Here is a 21,242-nt window from a genome sequence, read left to right as displayed (position 1 = left end):
GCGCCCGGGGCGCAGGCCGCGCAGGCGCCGCCTCCCCCGGCTCAGTCGAGCGGTACGACCCGGAACACCGGGATCCCCTGCGCCGCCCGCTCGAAGCTCTCCGGCCGCTTGTCGGGCACCACCCCGTTCTTGACGAAGATGCCCGCCCCCATCGGCACCTGACCGGGGAACTCCCGGACGACGGGGCCGCGCTCCCCCGGCGGGACCTCGACCAACCGGACACGCCGCGCCCGGCGCCCGCGGACCAGGACCGCCTCGCCCGCCGCCTGGACGTTCTTCGCCCAGTCGGAGCCCGGGAAGGCCTGGAGCAGGTACATCACCCCGTCGATCCGTACCGGGGCGACCGGGTTGGTGTACTCCCGGCCGGACTTCCGGCCCTTGACCTTCAGCAGGTGCATCGGACCGACTGGCATGCCTAGCCCGTGGAACACCTGCATGGTCCGGTTGCCGAACCTCTGGAACGCGGAGACCCGGGAGCGGGCGGCAGTGGACGTGGACATGGTGCTGCCTCCTCAGAAATCGATAGGTTGCTATCTAATAATGAGAGTGGCATGCACCCCCGGAGCTGTCAACGAGTTCCCCGGACCCCGCACCGCCACCCCAACCCGACTGCCTCAACCCGGCCGCCCCAACCCGGCCGCCCCGGCCCGACCGCCTCAACGCGACGCCCCCGTCCCCGCCCGGCGGGGAGACCGGGCGGCAACGGGGGCGGGACGTGCGGAAGGCGCGACGACTACCGGGTGAGCACCTGCTTCTCCCCGGCCTCGACCGCGAAGTCCAGGCGGTTCCCCGGCGGCGGGAAGGGGCAGATGAAGTGGTCCGCGAAGGCGCACGGCGGCAGGTAGGCACGGTTCAGGTCCAGCACCGTGCGGCCGTCCGCGTCGGGCTCGGGGAGCGTGATGAACCGGAACCGGTAGGTGTCCCGGCCACTGGTCGCATCGGCGATGACGCCGCTCAGTCCGTTGCCCGACCGGCTCACCGTCAGCGTGCGGTGCTCGCCGGCGACGGTGAACTCGATCCGACCCGTCACGGCCAGCGGGCGCTCCTTGCCGTCGGCGTTCGGGACCACCACCGCCTGCGCGGCGTCGTCCTCGAACGGGGTGAAGACCGCCGGGACGGCCCACTCCGGCGCATAGGTGTAGGCGGAGATGCCGGCGAAGGCCGCCCGCCCGGGCGCGGCGGGGTCGAAGACCCGCAGTGCCAGCTCACCCTCGCGCTCGATCGGCACCAGCAGCAGCTCGCCCAGCGTGGCGGTGTCCGCGGCCGGATCGGTGTCCGGGCGGAGCAGCACCTCCCCGTCGACGGGGGTCGTCGTGCCCGCGACGGTGATGCCGTCGGCCGCCGCCGCCCGGACCCGGATGCCCTCGGCGTCCGTCCACCAGAGGCCGGGCAGGCCCGGGACCTCGGCGGGCTCCGGTTCGAGCCAGTGCGTACCGGTGAGCGCCAGCTGCCCGTGCGGTGCGCTCACGGACGCCGCCCGCCGATCGCTCCAGTGCTTCCAGTCCTCTGCGGCTGTCGCCGTCATCGGCACGCCCTCCCACTCCGGTCCAGGGCCCGCCGCGCGGGCCGTCCGTTCTCCGTTACCCCCCTCAACATCCGGCACCCGGGTGGATCATTCCCGCTGCCGGACGGCTTGGCACGCCCGTAGCGTGCCCGTCGCACGCCCGTCACATCGGTCCCCGGCGCGCCGGGCCGCGGTGCATCCGTCCTCGGCCCCAGGCCTGAGCCCTCGACCCTCGGCCCTCGGTGCCCAAGCCGCCACCACGCTCCGATCCCGGGTGCGCCAGTCCGCCAGTTCGCCAGTCCGCCTGTCCGTCAGTCCTTGATACGCCGGAACAGGCCCTCCTGGACCACCGACACCACCAGCTGACCGCTGCGGTCGTAGATCTGCCCGCGCGCGAGTCCGCGGGCGCCGTGGGCTATCGGGGACTCCTGCTGGTAGAGCAGCCAGTCGTCGGTCCGGAACGGGCGGTGGAACCACATCGCGTGGTCGAGTGAGGCCATGTCGAAGTGCCGGGTGCCCCAGAGCGGCTCGACGGGGGCGCGGACCGCGTCCAGCAGCGTCATGTCGCTGGCGTAGGTGAGCGCGCAGACGTGGATCAGCGGATCGTCGGGCAGGGCGCCGTTGGTGCGCAGCCAGACGCCGCTGCGGGCCTCGACGCCTGCCAGCTCCGCCGTGGTCCAGCGGAGCCTGTCGACGTACCGGATGTCGAAGGGCTGGCGGCGGCTGATGAACGGGGGCAGCTCACCCAGCCGGGAGCCGACCTCGTCGAGCGCGCTGGGCAGCTCCTCGGGGGCCGGGACGGCGGGCATCGGGTACTGGTGCTCGATGCTCTCCGGCTCCGGGACGTGGAAGTCCGCGGTCAGCGCGAAGATCGACCGGCCGCCCTGGATGGCGAGCACCCGGCGGGTGGTGAACGAGCGGCCGTCGCGGAGCCGGTCGACCTGGTAGACGATCGGCACCCCGGGTACACCGGGACGCAGGAAGTAGGCGTGCAGCGAGTGGACCGGCCGGTCGCCGTCCACGGTGCGCCCCGCCGCGACCAGCGCCTGCCCGGCGACCTGGCCGCCGAACGTCCGCTGGAGCGCCTCCTCGGGGCTGCGCCCGCGGAAGATGTTCAGCTCGATCTGCTCCAGATCCAGCAGTGCGACGAGTTCGTCGACGGGGGTACCCATGGGACACGTCCTCTCCGGGCCGCCGACCCGACCGGAGGTCTTCCGTCCGGCTGTCGGAACCCGTTCTCTCGAATTCTCCAGCTCAATCGAATTCTTCAGCGAGCCGGGGCATTCCCCCATGCCAGGGCCAGGCTCGCCGATTCACTCGAACGAGGTCGAACAGTATCGGTCGGCTGACGGTCGGCACGCCGCCGACCAGGACCGGAGCCGCCGCCGCCGGCGGAGCGGGACCGAAGCAGGGCCGAAGCAAGGCCACAGCGGGCCCGGAGCGGGACCACGGCGGGGCCGAAGCGGGACCGCAGCAGGGCCGGACCGACCGGCTAGCGCCCCGACTGCCGCAAGGTGATGTTGAGCCGCCCGGTCAGGCCCAGTGCCGGGTCCGCCGTCCCCGGCAGCGTCCGCACCACACCGTGGTACGCGAACCGGGCCGCCCCGCCGAAGACCAGCAGGTCACCGCTGTGCAACTCCAGGTCGGTCCACGGCTTGGTCCGGGTCTCGGTGTTGCCGAGCCGGAAGACACAGGTGTCCCCCAGCGAGAGCGAGACGACGGGTGCGTCCGTCCGCTCGTCGCGGTCCTGGTGCAGGCCCATCCGCGCGCCGTGCGGGTAGTGGTTGACGATCGCGATGTCCGGCTCGTACCCGGCCGCGCCGGGGATGTCGGCGGCGGCGCCCCCGTACGCGTCGGCGACCGCCCGCCGGGCCAGCCGGCCGAGGTCGGCCGGGAACGGCTTGACGGGCGTCCCGTCCTCGGCGGTCCGCGAGTAGCCGTACGGGTACCAGTGCCAGCCGAGGCTGACCATCCGGACGGACATCACCCCTCCGGTGGGCATCCGGACGGTGTGCAGGCCCGCCGGTGGGCGGGACCAGTCACGGCAGGCGGCGACCAGCCCCAGCTGCGCCTCCGCGTCGAGCCAGCCGGGGAGCAGCACCGCTCCGGGCGCCGGCTCGGACCGCCCGCGCCCGGAGGAGGGGTCGAAGAGGCCGCCGAACAGCTCGCCCTGGGTCACTCCCCCATCCTCGCCCACCCCTCCGACAGCGGGCACCGTGTGCACGCCGCAGTGCCGGCCCGCCCCACCGGGTCGACGATCATCCCGATCTCCCGCGCGCAGCCCGGCCAGGCTTCCCAGCCCTGTCGGCGCAGGATCTCCTCGCCGACGGCGGTCTGCTGGCGCCGGGTCGCACGGTCCGGCCGGTCGGCGAACCGCAGGCCACCCGCGTCCTCCCAGGTCGGCGGCCAGATCTGCAGCCCGCCGAAGTACCCGTTGCCGGTGTCGGCCTGCCAGTCACCGCCGCTCTCGCAGGCGGCGAGGTCGTCCCAGATCATGTCCGCCACCGCGACCGCGGCCCGGGCGCGGTCAGTCGGCAGCAGTGCCGCGACGCCCGCCAGGCAGACGGCGCAGACGACACGGGCGGCGGCGGAGAACAGGACTGCGCGGCCGAGGGCAGCGCAGCGGACGGAGTGCAGGGCGGTCCCGGCCGGTCGGCGCTTCCTGCCGGCCACTCGATCACCCCCACGAACGCCACGGGCCCGAGCGGTCCTGACGGCACACCAGCCGACCCTAGGCCGCTTCCCGGGGTGCGGGGCGGGTCGGTACGGCCGTCCGGGCGCCCGCCTCACGGGCCCACGACGGCACCAGCGCCGACGCCGGAACCCGCACAGCCGCACAGCCGACCGACCCCCGACGGGGCCGAACGCCGACGGCCGCTCCCCCGCACAGCATGCGGGGAAGCGGCCTGGGGTCCTGTGCCGCGGAACCCGGAGCGGGCCCGCGGGCGCGGACGGCGGATCAGGGACCTGGCAGATCACCGGACCGACGCGTCGACGCGTTGACGCATCGATGCATCAACGCATCGACCCATCAAGGTGTCGTCGGATCAGCAGATCACCCGGTCACGCGACTCAACCGGTCATCCGACCGGCAGATCTTCCGGTCGGATGAATCGGATGGGTCAACCAGATCAGACGGTCAGGGTCTGGCCCGGGAAGATCAGGTTCGGGTTGCCACCGATGACCTTGGCGTTGTTGTCGTACAGCGCGTGCCAGTCGATGCCCTTGGCGGCGGCGATGCTGCTCAGGGTGTCGCCGGCCTTGACGGTGTAGTTGCCACCGTTGACCTGCTTGGCGTCGTTCGAGGTCCAGGACTTGCCGGACTTCGCGGCGTTGTCGGCCTTCGGCGCGGCGGCGGCCTTGGGGGCCTCGGCAGCCTTGGGCGCCTCGGCGGCCTTCGGGGCGACAGCGGCCTTCGGCGCGGCGGTCTTCGGGGCCTCGGTGGCCTTCGGCGCGGCCGGCTTCGGAGCGGCGGTGGCGGCCGGGGCGGCCGGCTTCGCGGCGGGGGCGGTGGTCGCACCCGCGGAGGTGTCGACGGCCGCCGGGGCGCCGCCCTTGGTCAGGCCGGCCTTGACGGAGCAGACGGGCCAGGCGCCCGGGCCCTGCGAGGCGAGGACCTTCTCGGCGACGGCGATCTGCTGCGCCTTGGTGGCCAGGTTGGCCTGCGAGGCGTAGGCGGTGCCGCCGAAGGCGGCCCAGGTGCTGGAGGTGAACTGCAGACCGCCGTAGAAACCGTTGCCGGTGTTGATGGCCCAGTTGCCGCCGCTCTCGCACTGGGCGACAGCGTCCCAGGTGGAGACCGAGGCGGCGGAGGCCGAGGTGGCCGTGACGAGGCCGGCCACCGGCAGGGCCGCGACAGCGGCGCCCGCCACGACAGCCATCCGAACGCGGTTGCGCTTGGTGACGGTGGAGGTGGTGGCAGCGGCGGTCTCGTTACGGAAAGTCATGAGGTTCCTCTCGACAGCCCCGGGCGGGCATGCGGAACCAAGCCCTCGCAGGGGTTGGGATTCGCTCGCCGCGTCCGTCGGGCGGCCGGGTACGTGTCGGACGTACCGCGCCGCCCCGGCCACCGCCCACGCACCGGCGACCTGTTCGAGCGGTCGCATCGGCGGGCACGGCCTGCACCGGGGTGAGCCGGCGGGCTGTGCGTCGGGGGTGAACCCGGGTGGTGCTCGTTGCACCGCCAATGAAGCTACGAGTCGGCTGCCGGGGATCCAAACACTCGGAGGTCTCCCCAGCTCAGCCGGGCATTACCGGCGGTAACGACCATGCAATCATGTCCAATTTGTCCGATTTAACCGTGATTTCCTAGATCAAACATTGACGGCTCGTGACTCACCTCACGGTTTCATTCCGGCAGGCGCGCCACCGAGATCGACAGATTGCGAGCACGACACCACGCTCCGCGGTCGAATCAAGGGCAATTCCCGTCACCCGCACCCCCCACCCGTGACCCCTGCCACAGGGGCCCGTTGGTAAGGGCGGCCGGGGCCGACCCCTGCCCGGGCTCGAACAGACCCGACCCCTCGACCCCCACGGTTCGACCCCGCCGTCCGACTGCCGGCACCACCGCCGGCCCCCGCTCCGCCGCCCCTGCACCCCGCCCCGACACCCGCTCCCAACGCCCCAGGCCCAACGCCACAGGCCCCCGACACCTCACCAAGGAGAACAAGTGCCGCGCATGCTCGACGTCAGCGACGAGGTCCGGTCCGAGATCGGCGACGACGAGGCCGACCGCCTGCTCGGCGGCGCCCACGCGCCCGACAGCTACGAGTGCACGTCCTGCCGCACACCCGGCGACACCCTCCAGGAGCCCACCAGCACCGTGCTGTTCGTCGGCGAGGAGACCGCGGTGCTCGCCTTCGCCCACGCGCGCTGCATCCCGTCCCAGGTGGTCCCGGTCTCCGAGGAGCAGCTGGTCGGAGCCGTCCGCAGCATCAGCCAGGCCCAGGGCGACGCGCCCTCCGGTGCCGCCGCCCCGGCCCAGCAGTCGGTCCCGGCCCCCGCTCCCGCCCCCGAGTCCGGCCGGGCCGGGGCGTCCGGACAGCCGAGCGCCCCGGGCCAGGCCGCCATCCTCGGCATCACCTGCGGACTGGTCCTGCACGGCGACGCCGGCCACGCCTCGCTGGTCGTCGAGCCGACCGGCCCGGTCGGCCGACCGGGCAACACCACCGGCGAGGACGAGTTCCTGGACCTCCTCCAGGACGCCGGCTTCCAGCCGGTCACCGACCTCGACAAGACGCCCGACCAGCTGCCCGGCTGGTCGGTGCTGGTCGCGATGGGCAAGCTGCACGCGATCCTCCAGCCCGCCGCGGCCGGCGGGAGCACCGGCTGGTGGCAGGCCCACCAGCCGCTCCAGGTGACGGACGCCTGGCGGTTCGCCGCCAACCAGCTCGGCGAGGTGACCATGTACGCCGTCCCGGCCGGGACCGTCGGACGCCAGCCGCGCGAAGACCTGCTGCGCCAGGCGCTGGAGCGCGCGGTCTCCCTCGGCCAGGTGGTCGCCGCCTCCCTGCCCCTCGCCGGGACCTGATCCGGGAGGGAGCCCGAGGCGGAAGGGCGCCCGTGGCGGGGAACAGGACCCGGAAAGGAATCCGGGCCGCCCCCGGTCCGGGCCCCCGCCCGCCCCGCACCCGCGCCCCGGCCCGCCGCCCACCCGATCGGCCCGGTCCACCGGCGGCCCGAACGCCCCGGCCGGCACCCCCGACCGACACCGCACACCGCACACCGGACAGCGGACAGGCGCCACGCAGTACCCGTACGGCACCGCCGCCCCGGCGGCGTGGCGCACCCTCGCACACCGCACCCGCGTGCAGCACGCCACGCCCGCCGGGCGCGTACGCCGTACCTACGCGCCGCCACGCCCCGACACGCCCCGACACGCACCCGGCGCCAACGCCCGAGCCACCTGACCGGCCCCAGCGCCCGGCCTCCGTACCCCGCGCCCACCCGCCCGCTCGCGCCCTCCCGATCGGCATAGGCCACCTTCCGGCCGGGCCGGTGGACCCCGCATCCCCCGCCGTCCTCGCTCGTTGGGCCCTGCGTGTACAGCTACGACGTCCCCGCATCCCACCGGCGGTCCGCCACCGCCTCCCGCGCAATCCCGGGCATGCGCCCGTCGTACGACGCGGAGCACCCGCACTCGACGACGCCGATCTACGACGAGCTGTACTCCGAGTACCGACGCCTCTTCCGCGCGCTGCCGGGCGACCGTTCCGGCGAGGAGGACCTGAAGTTCGCCGGCTTCGCCGTCCGTGACGGCTACCCGGTCCTCGCGGACCCGCGTCCGTACCCGCCGCAGCAGCAGGCGTTCCACACGTACGCGGGCCAGGCGATCGGCATCCCGCAGTTCATGCCGAACCAGCAGAACGGTTCCGGGCCCGCCGGGCACCACGGCCAGCCCGCCCCGCACGACCACCACGCCGGTCATCACGGCCCCACCGGCCCTGGAGGCCATTCCGCACTCGGCGGAAACTCCGGACCCACCGGACCCACCGGCCAGAACGGTACGAACGGCGTGAACGGCGCGAACGGCCAGCACACCCACGGTGGTCACGGCAGCCAGCACACCAACCACCCGGGCGCAGTCCTCACCACCGCCCCCACCAGCGACGGAACCGGCCACCACTCCGGCCAGAACCCCGGCCAGAGCCCAGGCCACAACCCCGGTCCCGGCCACAGCCAGGGCTTCAGCCACGGCGCCGTACCCGTTCCCGCCCAACCCGCGAACGCCGCCACCGCCACCACCACAGCCACCAGCGCCGCCGCCCAGTTCGGCAGCGGACACGGCTGGGTCGCGGCCGGCTACCTCGGCCCCGTCCCTCACCCGATGCCGGTACCGGCCCCCGCGCCCGTCATGAGCACGGGCTTCGGCCACGCCCCCGGCCCGGCCGCCGGCGGCCGCCACCGCAGCATGCTCTCCCTCCCCCCGGGCCGCAGCGGCGAACAGCACTGACCCCCGCACGCGCGGAGGCCCCGTCAGCCGGTCCTGGGAACCGGGTGACGGGGCCTCCGCGCTTCTGCCTGCCGGCGGCTCGCCCACCCGGCCGCCCACCTGTCGATCAGGTGGACGGCCCGGCGGCGGCAGCCCGGCGACTACTTCCTCTTGCGCTTCTCCCGCACGCGCACCGAGATCGAGATCGGCGTGCCGACGAAGCCGAACTCCTCACGCAGCCGGCGCTCGACGAACCGGCGGTACCCGGCCTCCAGGAAGCCCGAGGCGAACAGCACGAAGCGCGGCGGACGGGTGCCCGCCTGGGTGCCGAACAGGATACGGGGCTGCTTGCCGCCGCGGATCGGGTGCGGGTGCGCCGCGACCAGCTCGCCGAGGAACGCGTTCAGCCGGGCGGTCGGGATGCGGGTCTCCCAGCCCTCCAGCGCGGTCTCGATCGCCGGAACGAGCTTCTCCATGTGCCGACCGGTCTTCGCCGAGACGTTGACCCGGGGCGCCCACTGCACCTGGACGAGGTCGCGCTCGATCTCGCGCTCCAGGTAGTACCGGCGCTCCTCGTCGAGCTGGTCCCACTTGTTGTAGGCGATGACGACGGCGCGCCCGGCCTCGACGGCCATCGAGATGATCCGGGTGTCCTGCTCGGCGAGGGTCTCGCTGGCGTCGATCAGGACGACCGCGACCTCGGCCTTCTCCAGCGCGGAGGAAGTGCGCAGCGAGGCGTAGAAGTCGGCGCCGGCGGTCAGGTGGACCCGACGGCGGATACCGGCGGTGTCGACGAACTTCCAGGTCTTGCCGCCGAGTTCGATCATCTCGTCGACCGGGTCACGGGTGGTGCCGGCCAGCTCGTTGACGACCACCCGCTCCTCGCCGGCGACCTTGTTGAGCAGGCTGGACTTGCCGACGTTCGGCCGGCCGATCAGCGCGACCCGGCGCGGGCCGCCGGGGGCGGCGTCGCCGAAGGTCTGGGGCGGGGCCTCGGGCAGCGCGGCCATCACGGCGTCGAGCAGGTCACCGGAGCCGCGGCCGTGCAGGGCGGAGACGGGGTACGGCTCGCCGAGCCCGAGCGACCAGAGGTAGGCGGCCTCGGCCTCGGTGGACGGGCCGTCGACCTTGTTGGCGCACAGGACGGTCGGCTTGCCGGCCCGGCGGATGAGCTTGATCAGGGCCTCGTCGGTGTCGGTGGCGCCGACGGTGGCGTCCACGACGAACATCACCGCGTCGGCGGTCTCGATGCCCAGCTCGGCCTGCGCCGCCACCATGGCGTCGATGCCGAGGACGTCGATCTCCCAGCCGCCGGTGTCGACGACCTTGAAGCGGCGGCCGTTCCAGCTGGCCTCGTAGCTGACGCGGTCGCGGGTGACGCCGGGCTTGTCCTCGACGACCGCCTCGCGGCGGCCGATGATGCGGTTGACGAGGGTCGACTTGCCGACGTTCGGCCGGCCGACGACGGCCAGCACCGGCAGCGGGACGTGGCTGCCGTCACCGAGGCCGTCGACGTCGTCGAAGTCGAAGCCCTCCTCGGCGGCCAGTGCCATGAACTCGGCGTAGTCGGTGGCGTCCAGCTCGCCGTGCCCGGCGGTGGAGTGCTCTGCGGTCATGTTCGTGTCGTCCGTTTCCCGGCCCGGCCCTTCCCAGGGGCGTGCCGTGCGTACCTGCCCCACCGGGGCAGCGCGATTGGTTCCGGGTGCCACGTCGGCACCCGTTCGTCCAGATGCCGGCGTGGCACCTGTCATCAGTGATCACCTGGTGGTCACCAGGCGGGTCGGACGGCCGGCCCGGCAGTCCGCCGGCCTGGCAGTCCGACAATCCAGCGGTACAGCGGTCCGGCGGTCCGGCGGTCCGGTCAGACCGCCGAGAACCCGGCCCGTTCCTCCACCAGGACGGCGATCGTGTCGATCACCTGCTCCAGGGTGAGCTCGCTGGTGTCCACCAGGACCGCGTCCGCGGCCTGGGTCAGCGGGGCGGTCGCCCGTGAGGAGTCGGCCGCGTCCCGGCGGGCCAGGTCGGCGGCCATCGCGGTGATGGTCGCCTCGTCCACGCCCTTGGCGCGGAGCTCGGCCGCCCGGCGCTCGGCGCGGGCCGTCTCCGACGCCGTCAGGAAGATCTTGACGGTCGCGTCGGGGAAGACCACGCTCCCCATGTCCCGGCCCTCCGCGACGATGCCGCGCTCGGCGACCTCGGCGCAGCCGCGCTGCAGCTCGACCAGCCGGGTCCGCACCGCCGGCACCGCGGCGACGGCACTGACGTGCGCGGTCACCTCGGGGCCCCGGATCGGTCCGGCGACGTCCTGGCCGTCGACCGTGATGGTCGGGCCGTCCGCGTCCGTACCGGAAACGATCACCGGCTTGCCGCACGCGACGGCCACCGCCTCCGGGTCGTCGACGTCGACGTCGTTGGCCAGCATCCACCAGGTCATCGCCCGGTACATCGCACCGGTGTCCAGGAAGCTCAGCCCCAGCCGGGCGGCGACCGCCCGGGAGACGGTCGACTTGCCGGAGCCGGAGGGTCCGTCGATGGCGACGACGACCGGGGCGTGCGCTCGGTCGGCAGTGTCCACGGCACGAACCTCTCTCTGATCTCTGAGCATGGCAACCCGAACTACGGGGAAGCCGGGGGAGTGTCTCCCCCAAGGTTAATGGACCGCCGCCCGACCCCGACCCAGTCGGTGACCCGCCCGTTGCCCGGGCCCCTGCCCGGCCTGAACCGGCCCCCGGCCCCCGGCCCCTTGCCCACGCAGGCCAGGCCGCCAGGCCGCCAGGCCCGCAGGCCCGCAGGCCCGCAGGCCCGCAGGCCGGGCAAGGGCACCACCGACGACGCACCCGGCGCACCCGGCAGCTCCTCAGCCGCCCCGGACGGCCACCAGCGCCGCAGCCGCGGCCGCCGCAAGCCGCTCGTCACGCAGGGGAGTCAGCTCGGCCCCGCCCAGCACCCGCCGGTGACCCGCCAGGTACGCCTCCAGCACCGGCACCGCGGCGGCGGCCGGGCGGCCGATCGCGGTGAGGTGTCGCAGCACGGCCGACAGCTCGTCGTCGTACTCCCCCGCCGCGGACGCCGCTCCCATCACCCGTACTGCCCGTACCGCCCTCGTCCGCCGCAGCACCGCGCGTTCACCGGTCAGCTCGCCGACCAGCACGTCGACCGCGGGCCCGGGCTCGCCGGTCAGCCGCCACCAGGCGTGCGCGGCCTCGACCCGGGTCCACTCCCCGGGGGAGTCCAGCAGCGCGCGGACGGCGTCGGCGTGCCGGACCGCCAGCGGGCCGAGGTCGGCCAGGTACGGCAGGTGCGGGCGGCCGGGGCCGGCCTCGGCTGCGGCGCCCAGCACGTCCAGCGCCGTCCGGTGGTCGCCGGTGACCCGCCACAGGGCCCAGGCGGCCGTCTGGGTGCCGTGCCAGGGCTGGGCGCGCGGGTCGCGGGGGCCCGGAGACCCGACGCCGGGCACTCCGACACCGTCGACCAGCTCGCGCAGGCGCGGCGCGGCACGCTCCGCCGCCGGACCGATCGCACCGAGCGCCGCGGCGGCCCGGCGGGCCTCCCCGCTCTGCAGGAGCCCGACGAGCCTCGGCACGACCGGGGCCGCCACCGGTCCCCAGGCGGCCAGTGCCTCCAGGGCGCCCGCCCGTGCGGCGCCGTCCTCGTCCTTGAGGGCGCCTTCGAGCACCGGCAGCAGCGTGTGGGCCTCGCCGGGGTAGCAGCCGGCCAGCCGGCCGAGCGCGAGGTCGTAGTCGGAGCCGCGCAGGCGGCGCAGGTAGGTGAGCACCCGCCGGTCCCCGAGGTGGGCCAGCGCCCGCGCCTCCGGCCTCCCGCGGTGGACGGGGAGCTGTACGAGCAGCCGGTGCGCGAGCAGGTCCGCGTACGGGGCCGCGTCCGAGCCGGCCTCGGTGAGCAGCCGCTCGGCACGCTCGCGGGCCTGCCAGCCCGGGTGGTCGAGGTGCTCTGCGGCCAGCGCGTACAGGCCGGCGGCGTCGGCCCGGCGGTCGGTGAGCGCGCGGGCGGCGTGGTCGAGCGCCCAGGCGGCCCGCTGCCCCGCCGACTGCCGGCCGCCCGCCCCCGCCCCCGCCCGCAGCAGCGCTTCCGCAAGGGCCCGGCTCTCGTCCGGCCGGTCGACGAGTGCACCAGCGGTCATGCCGTGGAGGAAGCCGACCGCCGGCCAGTCGAGGTCCTCGGCGCCGGCCAGCGCCGCCGCCGCGAGGGCGCCCAGGCCCGAGGCGTCCGTCCCGGGCCGGAGCCTGACCCGGCCGGCGACCGCCGCCAGTCGCACCGTGGCACTCGGGTGCCCGAGCCACCGCGCGAACCACGTGTACCAGCCGTCCTCCCCGCCGGCACCGGCCCACGCGACGCCCGCCACCCCACCGTCCGCTGCCCCACCGACCGCCGCCCCACCGCTTGCCGCCCCACTGCCTCCCGCGCCGCCCGGCACCACCCCGCCGTCCGCCGTCCCGGCCGCCGGTATCAGCGCCACCAGCACCGTCAGCTGCTCCGCCAGCACGTCCGTGTCCGGCTCGCACTCGGCCCGGGCGCGCAACGCGGTGAGCACCGCCGCATCGCCGACACCGAGCCACTTCAGCACCGGCAGGGCCGACGCCCGGACCTGCCGGTCCGCGTCCCCGACCAGCCGGACGGCCTCGGGCACCACCGGTGCCAGGACGGCCGGACCGCCCAGGTCCTCGATCGGCCACCAGTAGGCCGCCGGGTGCTCGGCGAGCTCCGTGAGCATCCCCAGCGCCGCCCGACGGGTCCGCCCGCGCGCCGACCGCAGCATGCGGACCAGCAGCGGTACGGCGCCCGGCACCGCCTCGCCGCCCCGCGCGGGTGCCCGCAGGTCGGTGCGCAACCGTGCGGCCGCCCGCCGCAATGCCCAGGCGGACGTCCGCTCCTCCACCGCGACCGCCGGGGCCGCCGCATCCGCCGTACCCACTCCGCCGTCCCTCCCGTCACGCGCCCCACGGCCCACCGCCGCGACCGCCCGGCTGCCCGACCATCGCGACCGCCACGACCGCCACGAGGCCTAGCAGATGATCACACCACCGCCCCGCTCCTCCGCCCGCAAGAACGCCCGGACGCCCGGACGCCGGGACGCCGGGAGGCCGGGACACCGCCTCGACAATCCCGAGGCGCACCGCCAGGCATCCGGCGTCGCAACCGCAGACCTCCGGAGCCCGGGCAGCGCCCGTCGACCGGCCAGCCGCGCACTCCACCCAAAGCTCCCCAGCCCCGGACCGCACCACGAGGCCCTCCCCCACCTGTCGCGGCGGGAGGACAGCACCCAGCGCACGCAACGGCCGCCGCCCCGTGGAAGCCGCCCCGGACCCGGCTCAGGCAAGTACGCCCCGAACCCGGCTCGGAGAACCCGCCCCGAACCAGGCCCGCGAAGTCCCGCCCCGAACCGGACTCAGTCCCGTACGCTCCAGCCGCTGGCCCGCAGCGCCGCCGTCAGCGGCCGCACCGCCCCCGGGGCGACCGACAGCTGGACGAAGCCCACCTGCTGGCCGGTCGAGTGCTCGATGTCCACGTCCTCGATGTTGACGCCCGCCGCACCGACCTCGCCGAACAGGCGGCCCAGCTCGCCCGGCTGGTCGCCGAGGACGACGGCGACCGTCTCGTACCGGGTGGGCGGCGCGCCGTGCTTGCCGGGAATCCGGGCCTGGCCGGTGTTGCCGCGCCGCATGACCGCCTCGATCCCGGCGGCGCCGTCCCGTCGCTCGCCCTCCTCGGCGGCCTGGAGGGCGCGCAGCGCGCCGACCGCCTCGCCGAGGTCGGTGGCCAGCTCCTCCAGCACGTCGGCGACCGCGCCGGCGTTGGCGGAGAGGATGTCCACCCACATCCCGGGGTTGGAGGCGGCGATCCGGGTGACGTCCCGGACGCCCTGGCCGGAGAGCCTTATGGCCGTCTCGTCGGCGTGTTCCAGCCGGGCGGCGACCAGCGAGGAGAACAGCTGGGGGGCGTGCGAGACCAGCGCGACCGCGCGGTCGTGCGCTGCGGCGTCCATGACGATCGGCATGGCCCCGCAGAGCGCGACGAGTTCGAGGACGGCGTTCAGCGTCTCGGTGTCGGTGTCCGCGGTGGGGGTGAGGACCCACGGCCGGCCCTCGAACAGGTCGGCGCGGGCGGCCAGCGGCCCGGACCGCTCGCGCCCGGCCATCGGGTGGCTGCCGATGTAGTGGACGGTGTCGCATCCGAGCGCCGTGATGTCGGCACGCGGCCCGGCCTTGACGCTCGCGACGTCGGTGTAGCAGCGGGCCAGGCCCCGGCTCTGGCAGTCGGCGAGCACCTTGCCGACCAGCGCGGGCGGGACGGCGATGATCGCCAGGTCGACCGGACCGTCGGCCGGTTCGGTGATGCCCGCCCCCAGCGATTCGGCGGTGCGGGCGGCGTCCGGGTCCGCGTCCTCCAGATGGACGGTCAGACCCCGTCCGGTGAGGGCGAGCGCGGCGGAGGTGCCGATGAGTCCGGTACCGACGACGGCGACTGTGCGCATGGCGGGGTGGCTCTCCTCACGGAACGAACTGGCAAGCGGGACAACAGAACCGACGGACCCGTACAGGTCGCACGGAGCCCTACGGATCGTACGGACCTGCCCGGGACGGCCCCGGGAGCAGCCCGGTACCGGCCCGGAACCGACCGGGCGGCACCGGCGGACCCGGACCGGTCGGACACGTCCGCCCCATCCTCTCGTATCCCCGCCGCCCCTGCGGACACCGCACCGCAACCGCGCGGCCCTCCCGCCCGTCCCCACACACGACTCACGCGGAAGCGCCCGCCGCCGGGGACCCGCGCCACGGCGCGCACACCACGGCGCCCGTACGCCGCACACGGCGAAATCCGGGGACGGCGGCGCCGACGCACGGCAGGATGGGCCGCCCAGGGGAGGCCCGGCGCGATCGGCGCCGACGGCACGAGCGGTACGAGACGAAGGGGTTGGCCGGGTGAACGATCACCACAGCAGCGACCAGCATCGACCGAACGACGGGGGGCCCGGCGAACGCCCGGAGCCCTCCGCCCCCACCACCGCCCCGGCCGCCACGGCGGCGCCCTCCGACGCGGCCGGCCCCACTGCGCCGCCAGGCGCCTCCCCCGCCCCCGCTGTCCCCTCCGTCCCCTCCGTCCCCTCCGTCCTGGAGTCGGTCGTCGTGCACGCCGTCGGCGCGGTCTGCCGCCGCCGGGCCCGGGTGGCCGTGCCGCCGAGCGGACGGATCCGGCTGACCGGGCTGCCCATGGCCCTGGAGGGACGCTCGCTGCGCGCCCGGGTGCTCGCCGGGCCGGCCGGCACCGCCGTCACCGAGGCCCGTCTCGAACCGGTCGCCGAGCTTCGGGAGAACACCGAACTCCCCGAGCTTCGGCAGAAGTTGAACGCGGCACGGGAGCACGAGCACGCCCTCGGGGAACGCCACCGACTGGTCCTCGCCGCCATCGCCGAGACCGCCGCGCTGCGCGCCGTCCCACCGAAGCAGCGCCTCGACGAGCCGCTCCGCCGGACGCCCGCCGATGCCTGGCTCGAACTGGCCGAGTTCGTCGACGAACGCCTCGCCGGGCTCCACCAGCGCGCCGAGGAGCTCACCCGCGATCTCGAACTCGCCCAGCACGAATCCGAGTTGCTCGCCGACCAGCTGGAACGCTCGTCCACCGCCGGCCCGGCCCGCCCGATCGAGACCTCGGCGACCGTCCTGCTCACCCTCACCACTCCGCCCCCGCCCACCTCCGCTTCCTCGGCCGCCCCGCCCGCCTCCGCCGCCCCGGACGACGACAGCGCCACCGCCGCGCCGGACGCCGCGCTGGACATCGAGCTGGAGTACACCGTCCGAGCCGCCCGCTGGGTGCCCTCCTACCGGCTGTCCTACGCCCAGGGCACCGACACCGGCCGGCTGGTCCTGCGCGCCTCCGTCGCCCAGCTGACCGGCGAGGACTGGACCGGCGTCCGCCTCGCCCTCTCCACCGCCGACCTCGACCGGCGCACCGACCTGCCCAAGCTGCGCTCGCTGCGGATCGGCCGCAGCCAGCCCGCCCCGCCGCCCTCCGGCTGGCGCGAGCCCCCGGGCGGCCTGGCCGACCTGTTCACCGGCTACGACGCGGCAGGCCCGCGCCCCGCGCCGGAACGGCCCCGCCACCTGCCCGTCGCCGGGAGCGCCGCCCCGCCGCCGAGCCTCGCCGCACCGGTCAGCCCGACCACCGCCCCGCCCCCGCCCCCGCCGCTGCCCGCCGCGCCGGGCGGGTACCAGGCGTACGCCGGCGGTCTCCTCGCGGCCGAGGACGAACCGCGCCTCGCCTCGCCCTCCCACGGCTTCGCCGGCTACGGCGGGCCCCCACCGGCACCGGCCGCCGCACCCCGCCCCGCCGCCCGGGCGTCGGGGCGGGGTGCGGCCCGCAGACGGGCCGCTCCGCCGGAGGGCCTGGAGGTCGGCGACGACGCCCTGGTGCGGCTCGACTCCGCCGCCGTCGGCGCAGTCGCGGAGGGCGGCCCCGGCGGGCCCGCCGGCCCCCCGGTTCCCGACGCCCGACTGCTGGACTACCCGGCGCTCGTCCTGCTCGGACCGGACTCCTCGTCCGAGGAGCGCGGCACCCTGCAGCGGTCCGCCCAGCGGCCCACCCGGCCCGGCGTGGGCCGCCGCGTCACGGGCATCGACGACCTGCCGCTCCCCCTGCACGCCGTGCCGCCGCGCGTCTCGGCCGGCTCCTTCGACCACCGCTTCGACGCCGCCGCGCCCTCCGACATCCCCTCCGACGCCACCTGGCACACCGTCACGATCGACGAGATCCCGGTGTCCGTCCGGCCCGAGTACGTGACCGTCCCCTCCGTCGAGGAGAAGGTCTACGCCACGCTGGTGATCTCCAACCCGACGGACCGGGCGGTGCTCGCCGGCCCGGTCGAGGTGACCGTCGACGACGAGTTCCTGCTCACCGCGGCGCTGCCCACCCTCGCGCCCGGCGGTGTGCGCCGACTCGGTGTCGGTGTCGCCGAGTCGGTCGAGGTGACGCGCCGCACCGAGCTTCGCGAGTCCACCGCAGGCATGCTGAACAACAGCACCGTGCTCGACCACCGGGTCCACGTCGAGCTGGCCAACCGGCTCGGCCGCGCGGTCACCGTCGAGGTCCGCGAACGGGTGCCGGTCAGCTCCGACTCCGAGATCCGGATCGAGGAGCGGGCCGACTGGCGCGCGCCGGCCGTCCCGTCGCCGGAGTGCCCGCCCAGCACCCGGCTGTGGCGGGTCGAGCTGCCGCCGGGCGGCCGGGCCGAGCTCGACGGCGGCTACCAGATCAGAATCCCGGCCGGAAAGGCCATCGTCGGCGGAAACCGGAGGAACTGAACGCGATGACCGACACTCCCCTCCCGAGCACACCCTCCCCCGACCCCGGCAGCCTCACCACCGGCCCGACCACCGCCGGCCCGACCACCACCGACCCGACCACCACCGACCCGACCGTCCTCGGCCCGACCGCAATCGGCCCGACCGCAATCGGCCCGACCACAATCGCCGGCACCGTCCACCCGCTCCCCGTCACCGCCGTCACCTGCCTGGAGGACCGCAGCCAGGTCGAACGCACCGTCACCCTGGACCTCGGCCCCGGCGTCCAGCGGCTGCGCCTGGGCCCGCTCACCGCCCTCGCCGTCGACCGCACCCTGCGCGCCGAGGCGGACACACCGGGCGTCCGCGTCCTGGACGCCCGCGTCGTCCGCGCCTGGACCCCGCGCGCACCGCTGCCGCCCGGCCCGGGCGACTCCGAGCTGCGCCACCGCCTGCACCAGCTGGACGAGCAGACCCGCCAGGAGCACCGACTGCTCGAACGACTGGGGGCGCGGCTGGCACTGCTGTCCCAGCTCTCCGCCGACCTGCTGCGCGAGATCGGCGAGGGCGCCGGCGCCGGGGAGGTCGAGCGCACCCGCTGGGCCCGCGAACTGACCCGGGTGGACTCCGAGCGCGAACGGTACGGCGAGGAGCTCCGCGCCGCCCGCTCCCGGGCGCGCGAGCTGGAGGAGCAGCGCTCCCAGGCGCTCACCGCCCTCGACCAGGCCGAGGAGCAGCCGGCCGAACTGGTCGCCCACCTCGACCTCACCGTGGAGGCCGGGGTGGCCGGCCCCGCCCGGCTGACCGTGAGCCACCTGGTGCCGTGCGCGCTCTGGCGACCCTCCTACCGCGCCACCCTGGCCGACGGCGAGCTCCGCCTGGAGTCGGAGGCGGTGGTGTGGCAGCGCACCGGCGAGGACTGGACCGGTGCCCGGCTCACCTTCTCCACCGCCCGCTCGGCGCTGGCCACCGAACCGCCCGCGCTCGGCGAGGACCAGCTGGTGCTGCGCGAGCGCACCACCGAGGAACGGCGCACCGTCGAGGTCGAACTGCGCGAGGAGGAGGTCTCCACGCTCGGCCCCTCCGAGGCGGTGCCGGGTGTGGACGACGGCGGCGAGGTGCGGGTGCTGCCCGCCCCCGCACCGGCCACCGTGCCGTCCGACGGCCGCGCGCACCGGGTCCCGCTGGGCGCGTTCACCGGTCCGGCACGCAGCGAGTACGCGTGCGCGCCGGAGCTGTCACCGCTGGTCACCCAGGTGGTCCGGTTCCGCAACGCGGCCGGGCACGCGCTGCTCGCGGGGCCGGTCGAGCTGGTCCGCGGCAGCGGCTTCACCGGGCGCGGCGAACTGCCGTTCACGGCGGCGGGGGCCGACGCGGAGCTGTCGTTCGGCAGCACCGACGGCTACCGGGTGGTCCGCGAGACGGAGGAGCGCCAGTCCACCGCAGGCCTCACCCAGCGCTCGGTCACCACCCGCACGGTCCGGCTGTACCTCTCCCGGTTCTCCGGACCGGAGGAGCGGGACGAGCAGCTGGTCGCGGTGCGCGAACGGGTGCCGGTCTCCGAGGTGTCGGCGGTGGAGGTGCGGCTGCGCAAGGAGGAGTGCTCACCGGCCCCGGACGCCTTCGACTCCGAGGGCATCGTCCGCTGGGACGTCCCGCTCGGCCCGGGCGCGCGCCGGACCGTCACGCTGGTGTACGAGATCTCCGCCTCCGCGAAGGTGGCCGGCCTGTGACACCACCGTCCCCGGCACGGGCACCGGCGACCCACCCGACCACGACCCACCCGACCACGACCGGCCCGGGCACGACCCGACCGCCCCGCGCGAACCGCCGCCGTGACGTCCGCTCAGGTACAACAGGAACATGATCCTGCACCTCGCACCCCTGGACGACTGGCTGGCCGACCCTGGCCGGCCGTACGCCACCGCCTCGCTGCTCACCGACGGGTTCATCCACTGCTCGGCGGACGAGCAGACCGTGCTCGCCGTGGCCAACGCCTTCTACGCCGACGCCCGCGAACCGCTGATGGTGCTGCTGATCGAGGAGTCGTTGGTGGAACCGATGGTCAAGTGGGAGGCCCCGAACGGCACACCGCCGCCCGGGGCCACCCCCGGCGTGCTGTTCCCGCACATCTACGGCCGGCTGAACCGGACCGCGGTGGTCGGTCTGGAGAAGGTCGAGCGCGGACCGGACGGCCGCTGGGCGGGTCTCACCCCCTGGAGCTGACCCCACGGGGCCACCCGCCCCGCCGAGCCACCCGCCCCGCCGAGCCACCGACCGCACCGGGGCACCGCACGCACCGGCTCCCCACACGCGCCGGGGCGCCGACCACACCGGCTCCCCACACGCGCCGGGGCGCCGACCGCGTCAGAGCCACCCCCGCTCCCGGGCCGCCATGCCGGCCTGGAAGCGGGTGGTGGCGCCCAGCTCGCGCATCAGGCTCTGGAGGCGGCGCTGGGTCGTCCGGGCGCTCCAGCCGAGCGACCGGGCGATCGACTCGTCGGTGAGACCGGCCGCCAGCAGCCCGAGCAGCTTGCGGTGGTCGGCCTCCGGCTCCGGCGTCTCCTCCGTGGCGCCGATCGCCGCCTGCAACTGGACGGCCCGCTCCCACTCCGCCTCGAACAGCGTGTCCAGCGCCTGGAGCAGCGCCGAGGGGTGGATGACGTAGGCGGCGTCGAGGACGCTGTCGCCCACGCTGATCGGGATGATCGCCATCCGGTCGTCCGACATGATCATCTTCATCGGCAGCACCGGCCTGACCCGCGCCTCCTCGCCGTCCGCGACCCCGACCAGGATGTTCTTCTCCAGCCGCCCGGGCCAGGCCACCGCCTCCCGGTCGTAGATGGTCCGGAACCGCAGCCCCTCCTTCATCCGCTGCCGCTGCAGGGGGATGTTGGCCACCGGGTCCTGGATGTACGGCGGGCAGTCGAAGCCCCGGACCTGGTACTGGCTGGTCTCGGTGATGTGCTCCAGCCGCTGCGCGATGGCCTCGCCGCCGGTCAGCACCTCGACCGAGTGGGCCGGGTCGGTGTACCGCGAGGCCTCCCGGAAGGCGTCCATCAGCCGGTGCATCTCGGCCCGGGCGTGGCGCAGCTCGGATTCGCGGTGGCCTATCAGGGTGCCGATCGCGACGTCGGGGGCGACCGGCAGGAAGCGGTACCGGTCCACCGGAGCCCGGGTGGCCATGCCCTGCTGCGCCAGCCGGTCCAGCGCACGGATGCTCTGCTGGAGGCTCAGGTCGCAGAGGGCGGCGAGGTCCTCCGCCGTCGACTGCGGATTGGCCACCAGCGCCGCGTAGACCCGTCCGTCGGGTGCGGCCAGTCCCAGAGCGCTGAGTGGTGCATCGGACACGGCGTCGCTCCCCGTTCACCTCTCGCCCCGCGCCGATGGCGCAGTCCCGCCACCCGGCGGGTCGTGGTCAGGTGGCAATCTTCAGCCACGGATCATGACGCTGACAAGGCGATCACCCGGCTATGCGGCCCGCTTCACAGCAGGACCCGCCGAACGG

16 protein-coding genes are annotated in these 21,242 nt (G+C 75.1%); 5 read left to right on the top strand and 11 right to left on the bottom strand.

Annotation, left to right across the window (positions count from 1 at the left end; translation table 11 throughout):
* Positions 1-41 precede the first annotated feature (41 nt).
* The 6 genes from AC067J_RS38720 to AC067J_RS38695 all read right to left on the bottom strand — a co-directional run bounded on the left by AC067J_RS38720 (position 42) and on the right by AC067J_RS38695 (position 5,451).
* Positions 42-500 carry a nitroreductase/quinone reductase family protein gene (locus AC067J_RS38720; protein WP_478307483.1) on the bottom strand — a complete coding sequence of 153 codons (459 nt, stop codon included), beginning with the start codon at positions 498-500 and terminating at the stop codon, positions 42-44.
* A gap of 233 nt (positions 501-733) precedes the next feature.
* Entirely contained in the window at positions 734-1,525 is a 792-nt protein-coding gene (locus AC067J_RS38715; RefSeq protein ID WP_478307481.1) for a DUF1684 domain-containing protein, read from the bottom strand.
* 290 nt (positions 1,526-1,815) lie between these two features.
* Complete coding sequence (locus AC067J_RS38710) at positions 1,816-2,676, bottom strand: acyl-CoA thioesterase (RefSeq protein ID WP_478307479.1); 861 nt, start codon at positions 2,674-2,676, stop codon at positions 1,816-1,818.
* Between the two features lie 320 nt (positions 2,677-2,996).
* The gene (locus AC067J_RS38705) at positions 2,997-3,683 is read right to left on the bottom strand and encodes an alpha-ketoglutarate-dependent dioxygenase AlkB family protein (RefSeq protein WP_478307477.1); all 687 of its coding nucleotides are present in this window, start codon (positions 3,681-3,683) and stop codon (positions 2,997-2,999) included.
* Positions 3,680-4,177, bottom strand: coding sequence for a transglycosylase family protein (locus tag AC067J_RS38700; RefSeq protein WP_478307475.1), 498 nt, complete (start codon positions 4,175-4,177; stop codon positions 3,680-3,682). Before AC067J_RS38700 ends, AC067J_RS38705 begins: the two co-directional genes overlap by 4 nt.
* Before the next feature lie 458 nt (positions 4,178-4,635).
* Positions 4,636-5,451 (bottom strand): LysM peptidoglycan-binding domain-containing protein, encoded by an 816-nt coding sequence (locus tag AC067J_RS38695; RefSeq protein WP_478307473.1) that lies wholly within the window; start codon positions 5,449-5,451, stop codon positions 4,636-4,638.
* A 725-nt stretch (positions 5,452-6,176) separates the two neighbouring features.
* Between AC067J_RS38695 and AC067J_RS38690 the strand changes: the two genes are divergently transcribed.
* Together AC067J_RS38690 and AC067J_RS38685 are read left to right on the top strand one after the other, a co-directional pair.
* Positions 6,177-7,037, top strand: coding sequence for a hypothetical protein (locus tag AC067J_RS38690; RefSeq protein WP_478307471.1), 861 nt, complete (start codon positions 6,177-6,179; stop codon positions 7,035-7,037).
* Positions 7,038-7,613: 576 nt separating this feature from the next.
* Positions 7,614-8,459 (top strand): hypothetical protein, encoded by an 846-nt coding sequence (locus AC067J_RS38685; RefSeq protein ID WP_478307469.1) that lies wholly within the window; start codon positions 7,614-7,616, stop codon positions 8,457-8,459.
* Positions 8,460-8,599: 140 nt separating this feature from the next.
* On the opposite strand, the gene der is transcribed toward AC067J_RS38685, so the two are convergent.
* The 4 genes from der to AC067J_RS38665 all read right to left on the bottom strand — a co-directional run bounded on the left by der (position 8,600) and on the right by AC067J_RS38665 (position 14,931).
* A complete protein-coding gene (der, locus tag AC067J_RS38680) occupies positions 8,600-10,054 on the bottom strand; it encodes a ribosome biogenesis GTPase Der (protein ID WP_478307467.1) in 1,455 nt (484 codons plus the stop codon).
* A 245-nt stretch (positions 10,055-10,299) separates the two neighbouring features.
* A complete protein-coding gene (gene cmk, locus AC067J_RS38675) occupies positions 10,300-11,043 on the bottom strand; it encodes a (d)CMP kinase (protein WP_478307465.1) in 744 nt (247 codons plus the stop codon).
* Positions 11,044-11,295: 252 nt separating this feature from the next.
* A complete protein-coding gene (locus tag AC067J_RS38670) occupies positions 11,296-13,371 on the bottom strand; it encodes a hypothetical protein (protein WP_478307464.1) in 2,076 nt (691 codons plus the stop codon).
* Positions 13,372-13,845: 474 nt separating this feature from the next.
* Positions 13,846-14,931 (bottom strand): prephenate dehydrogenase, encoded by a 1,086-nt coding sequence (locus AC067J_RS38665; RefSeq protein ID WP_478307462.1) that lies wholly within the window; start codon positions 14,929-14,931, stop codon positions 13,846-13,848.
* 448 nt (positions 14,932-15,379) lie between these two features.
* On the opposite strand from AC067J_RS38665, the gene AC067J_RS38660 reads away from it, so the two are divergent.
* The 3 genes from AC067J_RS38660 (at position 15,380) to AC067J_RS38650 (ending at position 19,960) form a co-directional block, all read left to right on the top strand.
* The gene (locus AC067J_RS38660; protein WP_478307460.1) at positions 15,380-17,755 is read left to right on the top strand and encodes a DUF4139 domain-containing protein; all 2,376 of its coding nucleotides are present in this window, start codon (positions 15,380-15,382) and stop codon (positions 17,753-17,755) included.
* 5 nt (positions 17,756-17,760) lie between these two features.
* Positions 17,761-19,467, top strand: a complete 1,707-nt coding sequence (locus AC067J_RS38655; protein ID WP_478307458.1) for a mucoidy inhibitor MuiA family protein — start codon at positions 17,761-17,763, stop codon at positions 19,465-19,467.
* A gap of 130 nt (positions 19,468-19,597) precedes the next feature.
* Positions 19,598-19,960 carry a DUF952 domain-containing protein gene (locus AC067J_RS38650; protein WP_478307457.1) on the top strand — a complete coding sequence of 121 codons (363 nt, stop codon included), beginning with the start codon at positions 19,598-19,600 and terminating at the stop codon, positions 19,958-19,960.
* A 141-nt stretch (positions 19,961-20,101) separates the two neighbouring features.
* Here AC067J_RS38650 and AC067J_RS38645 read toward each other — a convergent pair whose 3' ends face one another.
* On the bottom strand, positions 20,102-21,085 hold the full coding sequence (locus AC067J_RS38645) for a TrmB family transcriptional regulator (RefSeq protein WP_478307456.1): 984 nt from the start codon (positions 21,083-21,085) through the stop codon (positions 20,102-20,104).
* Between the last annotated feature and the right edge of the window lie 157 nt (positions 21,086-21,242).

It is taken from the genome of Kitasatospora sp. NPDC042419 (assembly GCF_056437345.1).
This window is presented reverse-complemented; position numbering and strand designations above follow the sequence as displayed.

Excerpts from the sequence above, each read along its gene's own strand:
- AC067J_RS38650 (WP_478307457.1), top strand. The coding sequence starts at position 19,598 with ATGATCCTGCACCTCGCACCCCTGGACGACTGGCTGGCCGACCCTGGC.
- AC067J_RS38710 (WP_478307479.1), bottom strand. The coding sequence starts at position 2,676 with ATGGGTACCCCCGTCGACGAACTCGTCGCACTGCTGGATCTGGAGCAG.
- der (WP_478307467.1), bottom strand. The coding sequence starts at position 10,054 with ATGACCGCAGAGCACTCCACCGCCGGGCACGGCGAGCTGGACGCCACC.
- cmk (WP_478307465.1), bottom strand. The coding sequence starts at position 11,043 with ATGCTCAGAGATCAGAGAGAGGTTCGTGCCGTGGACACTGCCGACCGA.
- AC067J_RS38720 (WP_478307483.1), bottom strand. The coding sequence starts at position 500 with ATGTCCACGTCCACTGCCGCCCGCTCCCGGGTCTCCGCGTTCCAGAGG.
- AC067J_RS38655 (WP_478307458.1), top strand. The coding sequence starts at position 17,761 with ATGACCGACACTCCCCTCCCGAGCACACCCTCCCCCGACCCCGGCAGC.
- AC067J_RS38695 (WP_478307473.1), bottom strand. The coding sequence starts at position 5,451 with ATGACTTTCCGTAACGAGACCGCCGCTGCCACCACCTCCACCGTCACC.
- AC067J_RS38685 (WP_478307469.1), top strand. The coding sequence starts at position 7,614 with ATGCGCCCGTCGTACGACGCGGAGCACCCGCACTCGACGACGCCGATC.
- AC067J_RS38665 (WP_478307462.1), bottom strand. The coding sequence starts at position 14,931 with ATGCGCACAGTCGCCGTCGTCGGTACCGGACTCATCGGCACCTCCGCC.
- AC067J_RS38715 (WP_478307481.1), bottom strand. The coding sequence starts at position 1,525 with ATGACGGCGACAGCCGCAGAGGACTGGAAGCACTGGAGCGATCGGCGG.